The organism is Polaromonas sp. P1_G4, from assembly GCF_056405475.1.
Window position 1 is genome coordinate 1 of record NZ_JBFUCA010000316.1, and the last position, 5,011, is coordinate 5,011.

The 5,011-nt window shown below is 64.3% G+C and carries 5 protein-coding genes; all 5 read right to left on the reverse strand.

Annotation, left to right across the window (positions count from 1 at the left end; translation table 11 throughout):
* Positions 1-308: 308 nt before the first annotated feature.
* Entirely contained in the window at positions 309-1,103 is a 795-nt protein-coding gene (locus AC1D1X_RS15385; protein ID WP_477671414.1) for an SDR family NAD(P)-dependent oxidoreductase, read from the reverse strand.
* Positions 1,100-1,741, reverse strand: coding sequence for a 2-dehydro-3-deoxy-6-phosphogalactonate aldolase (locus AC1D1X_RS15390; RefSeq protein ID WP_477671415.1), 642 nt, complete (start codon positions 1,739-1,741; stop codon positions 1,100-1,102). Before AC1D1X_RS15390 ends, AC1D1X_RS15385 begins: the two co-directional genes overlap by 4 nt.
* Positions 1,742-1,776: 35 nt before the next feature.
* On the reverse strand, positions 1,777-2,658 hold the full coding sequence (locus AC1D1X_RS15395) for a 2-dehydro-3-deoxygalactonokinase (RefSeq protein WP_477671416.1): 882 nt from the start codon (positions 2,656-2,658) through the stop codon (positions 1,777-1,779).
* Positions 2,655-3,587 (reverse strand): sugar kinase, encoded by a 933-nt coding sequence (locus AC1D1X_RS15400; protein WP_477671417.1) that lies wholly within the window; start codon positions 3,585-3,587, stop codon positions 2,655-2,657. Before AC1D1X_RS15400 ends, AC1D1X_RS15395 begins: the two co-directional genes overlap by 4 nt.
* Before the next feature lie 215 nt (positions 3,588-3,802).
* A partial coding sequence (locus tag AC1D1X_RS15405) for a dihydroxy-acid dehydratase (RefSeq protein WP_477698590.1) occupies positions 3,803-5,011 on the reverse strand: 1,209 nt, incomplete at its 5' end.

Genomic DNA, 5,011 nt, shown 5'->3' on the forward strand with positions numbered 1-5,011 from the left:
GTGCATGGTGCGCATGGCTTTCATGTGCTCGTCCATACGCACCATCGGCATGGGTTGACCTGGAGCAGCCGCCGACGCGCCAGGGTGGTGCGCTGCATGGTCGGTGGGTGTCTGGGCACAGCCGGCCAGGCCGAGGGTGGCGGCGGTAGCGAGAATGGAAATCAGGCGTATTGACATGGTGGTGAACTCCAGAAGAGGAGCGCCCAGTCTATTGATACGACGGGGTTTGCGGGCCACGTTTTGCGGCCTGCATGATCCATGTCAACTGCGCAGGCAATTTTGGCCCTGCTTACGCGGGATGGCTGACCCTAGACGGGCACGGTGTAGTTCAGCGTCATCCGACCGCCATCCACCACCACGATCTCACCGGTGATGTAGCTCGCGGCGTCGCTGGCCAGGTAGGCCACCGTGTCGGCGATCTCCGAGGGCTCGCCGAGGCGCTTCATGGGCGTGCGGCTCATGATCTTGGCCTTGGCCTCGTCGCTGGTGAGCACAGCCCTGGCGGCCAGTTCGGTGGCGATAGTGCCGGGCGCAACCGCGTTGACGCGCACGCCCTGGCCTGCCAGCGACAGCGCCATCACGCGCGTGAGCTGGTTGATGCCGCCCTTGCTGACGTTGTAGCTGGCAATGGTGGGAATGGCGAGCACGCCGTTGACCGAACTCATGTTGACGATGCTGCCCTTGCCGGCGGCCGCCATCACGCGCGCCACGGCCTGCCCGACCAGGAAGGAGCCCTTGAGGTTGATGCGCAGTACGGCGTCGAAGTCGGCTTCCGTCACGTCCAGAAACTCTGCGGCCTTGAAGATGCCGGCATTGTTGACCAGCACGTCGATGCGGCCGTGCGCGGCCACGGTGCGAGCCACCAGCGCATCGACCTGAGCCTTGTCGCCCACGTCGCAATGAACATACAGGCCRCCGAGTTCTGCGGCCAGCGCTGCGCCGCGCGTGTCGTCTATATCGGCGATGACGACCTGGGCTTGCTCACGCGAAAAACGCCGCGCGCAGGCCTCACCGATGCCTTGGGCACCGCCGGTGACGACGCAGACGCGGCCCGCCAGTCCGAACGATACCTGGGCAGTATCTGTAGATGAAATAATGCTCATGCCCTTATGGTACCAGCGCAAGCAGCTATGAATTCCATAGCAGATTCGGAGACCTGAGTGGCGGAAGAACCTGGTTTGTAGAGTGCCGATCCGATGCCGAAACCGTTCGCGCCCGCGGCAAGGTAGGGCGCCATATTGGCGGGCGTGATGCCGCCGACCGGCAGTACTGCGGCTTGCGCGGGCAGTACCGCGCGAAGGGCTTTCACGACCGCCGGGGTGATCATTTCGGCCGGGAAAATCTTCAGCCCTGTCGCGCCCGCTTCGAGCGCAGCAAATGCCTCGCTGGCAGTCATGATGCCGGGCAGGCACACCAGGCCGAGGCGGACAGCTTCGCGCACCACCGCCGGGTTGAAATTGGGCGAAACGATGAGCTGGCCACCCGCGGCGTGCACGTCACGCACCGCCTCAGGTGTCAGCACCGTGCCGGCACCAACCAGGGCCTGCGGAAAAGCGCTGGCCATGGCGGCAATGCTGTCCAGCGGCTGGGGTGAATTGAGCGGAATTTCGATCAGCGTCCAGCCCGTGGCAACGAGTGCCTGGCCGACAGGCAGGGCCTCTACCGGCGTCAGCCCGCGCAGGATGGCCACCAGGGGGAGGGCGCCGAGGGCCTGGGAGAATTTTTGGTGTGCGTTGTTCATGGTGTTCTGTGGGTTGAGACGCAATACTGCGCCGGTCAGGCCAGGGTATCGGCGATGGCGCGCAGGCCGCGCCAGGTAGCACCCGCACCCACGCGCTTCACGGGCACGCCGAAGTGGACAAGTGCCTGTTCGTAGCGCGCCGTGAGCGCCTCGGCGCCCATCACCACCACGGGCTCGCCGCGCGGCAGTGCCTGGGATTTGAGTTCCTCGCCGATGACCAGGCCCGACAGGTAGCTGGGCATGGCCTCGGTTGTCATTCGCTGGAACAGCGACAGGGTGCGTGTGCTGAAGGCTGTGTTCAGCAGGCCGGGGCCGGCCAGCGCATGGGCCACGCCCTGGTCAAAGGCGGCGGCGTCCAGCGCGGGTTCGTCGTCGGGCAGCATGCGTGCGAGGATGGATTGGCGGCGCAGCAGCGCATAGAACTCGCCGGTCATCCAGGTCGAAAAATCAGTGACTTGCCGGTTTTCGACGGTGACCCATTTGCTGTGCGTGCCGGGTAGCACCAGCCGGGCATGGGTCAGACCCAGCAGCTGCAAGGCGCCAAAGATCTGCGTTTCCTCGCCGCGCATGACGTCGGGCACGCCGCCCTTGTCTATGCTCAGGCCGGGCACGATGGCGATGCGGCCGGGCTCCACCCATTCCAGTGCGGCTGCGATCGCATCAAAACCGGCGGGGCAGGCGCAGTAGGGCGCTTCGCGCCATCCCTGTTTGCTGCCGGCCATGCCGGAGATCAGGCACAGCGTGCCGGACGTCATCCAGTCGGCAAAGCAGCTTGCAAAAACCTCCGGAAAGGTACCGGGAGCGACAGTCAGGATGCCGCGTGCGAAGGAACGCTCGTCCAGGGCTGTGCCGTCGCCGTCGATCAGCGCGCCGCGCAATGAGGAGCTGCCCCAGTCGACTGCCAGAAGGTGGTTCACAGCAGGGCCCTGACCTGTTCGGGGCGCGGCAGCGGAGCGACCGCACCGTAGCCCTGCACCGTGAGGGCGGCCGCTGCATTGGCATAACGGGCCGCATCAAAGACGTTATCGCCCGCCGCAATGCGCGCCAGCAGGTTGCCGCAAAAGCAGTCGCCTGCGCCGGTAGCGTCCACCAGCTTCACGTTGTGCACGGGCACGCGCTCGCGCCGCGTGCCGTCGCTGACCAGCGCGCCGTCGCCGCCGAGCTTGAGCACCACGGTTTTGGCGCCCAGGGCGTGGCCCCAGTCCACTACCGCGTCGGGGTCTGTCATGCCGTTGAGGGTGGTGATGTCTTCCAGGCTCGGCAAGAAAATGTCGCACAGTGAAACGGCATGGCGGGTGCAGGCAAGGGCCCGGTCCAGCGGCCAGAGCTTGAGCCGCAGGTTGGAGTCAAACGACACGAGGGTACCGGCCTCTTTGGCCAGTTTCATCGCGGCAAAGGCTGTGTCGCAGGCGCTGGCGGAAATCGCCAGCGAGATGCCCGATACATGCAGAACCTTGGCTTGGCGCACGGCATCGGCTGCGCCGGCTTGCTGCAGCCAGCCCGGCGTCATGCGGCTGGCGGCAGAGCCTGCGCGCAAGTAGCTGAATTCATGCCCGTTTTTGCCGTGCGTGACAAAGTAAAGGCCCGTGCTGGCTTCCGGGTCTTGCTGCACCGCCGCGGTGGAGACGTTTTCAGTGGCCCACAACGCCATCAGTGATTGGCCGAAAGTGTCGCCGCCCAGGCGTGTGAGGTAAGCGGTGCAGGCTCCTGCGCGTGCGGCGGCAATCACGGCATTGCTGGTGTCTCCGCCGAAGCCCTGCAGGTAGTTAGGCTGGCCGGCCTGGGTCTGGTTGAACTCCACCATGGCCTCGCCGAGTGCGACGACATCGAATTTTCTGGCTTGCATAGAACTTTCTGGCATCCTTTGCTGTCCCGAAAAGGTAGCAGCATGCGCGCTTCGAGACCTTGATCAGCGCGGGAGCATGGCGGGTCGTAACGCGGAAATTTCCAGAGGGAAATACCCGCGTTTGAAGCCTCCATGTTACCCGCGGCCGATCGCGGCGCCGTACCCGCGCTGTACCCCGAGAAAGGGAGGGCCGTGTAAGCAGCGCCTGCTGGTTCTCAGTGATTGTCGCGCGGCACGAAAGAGCCGCGCTTGCCGACCAGGAAATCCAGGTCAACGCCTTCGTCGGCCTGCAGCACGTGGTCGATGTAAAGCTTCCAGTAGCCTGAAGACAGCGGCGGCTCGGGTGCTTTCCAGCTGGTCATGCGCCTGGCGAGCTCTTCGTCACTGACATGCAGGTGTAGCCGGCGGTTGGGCACATCCAGTTCGATGATGTCACCGTTTTGCACCAGGGCCAGTGGCCCGCCTGCTGCGGCTTCAGGGGCTGTGTGCAGTATCACGGTGCCATACGCTGTACCGCTCATGCGGGCGTCGCTGATGCGGACCATGTCGGTGATGCCTTTGCGCAGCACCTTGGGCGGCAGTGGCATGTTGCCGACTTCGGCCATGCCGGGGTAGCCCTTGGGCCCGCAGTTCTTCAGCACCATCACGCAGTTCTCGTCGATGTCCAGGTTTTCATCGTCGATGCGTGCATGGAAATCTTCAATGGTTTCAAAGACTACGGCACGGCCTTTGTGCACCATGAGCGCGGGCGTGGCTGCGCTGGGCTTGATGACCGCGCCGCGCGGCGACAGGTTGCCCCGCAGCACGGCGATGCCGGCCTTGTCCTTGAAGGGAGTGGAGAGCGGCATGATGACATCAGTGTTGTAGTTTTCCGCATCAGCAATGTTCTCGCCGATGGTTTTGCCGTTGGCTGTAATGGCGCTGGTGTGCAGGTGCTGCGCGATTTCCTTCATCACGACAGGCAGGCCGCCGGCGTAGCAGAAATCTTCCATCAGGTATTTACCGGAAGGCTGCAGGTTAACGAGGCAGGGCAGCTCGCTGGCCAGGCGGTCAAAGTCATCCACCGTGAGCTTCACGCCGATACGTCCGGCGATGGCGATCAGGTGAATGACTGCGTTGGTGGAGCCGCCAATGGCGGCCAGGGTCTTGATGGCATTTTCGAATGCCTCACGCGTGAGAATCTTCGAGAGTGTGAGGTCTTCGTGCACCATCTCGACGGCACGTCGACCGGCCATGCGGGCCAGTACATTGCGCCGGCCGTCCACTGCCGGATACGCGGCGTTGCCGGGCAGGCCTATGCCCAGCGCCTCGACCATGCTGGCCATCGTTGATGCCGTGCCCATGGTCATGCAGTGGCCGTGGCTGCGGTGCATGCAGCTTTCGGCCTCAAAAAACTCGGCAAGTTTGAGTGTGCCGGCACGCAC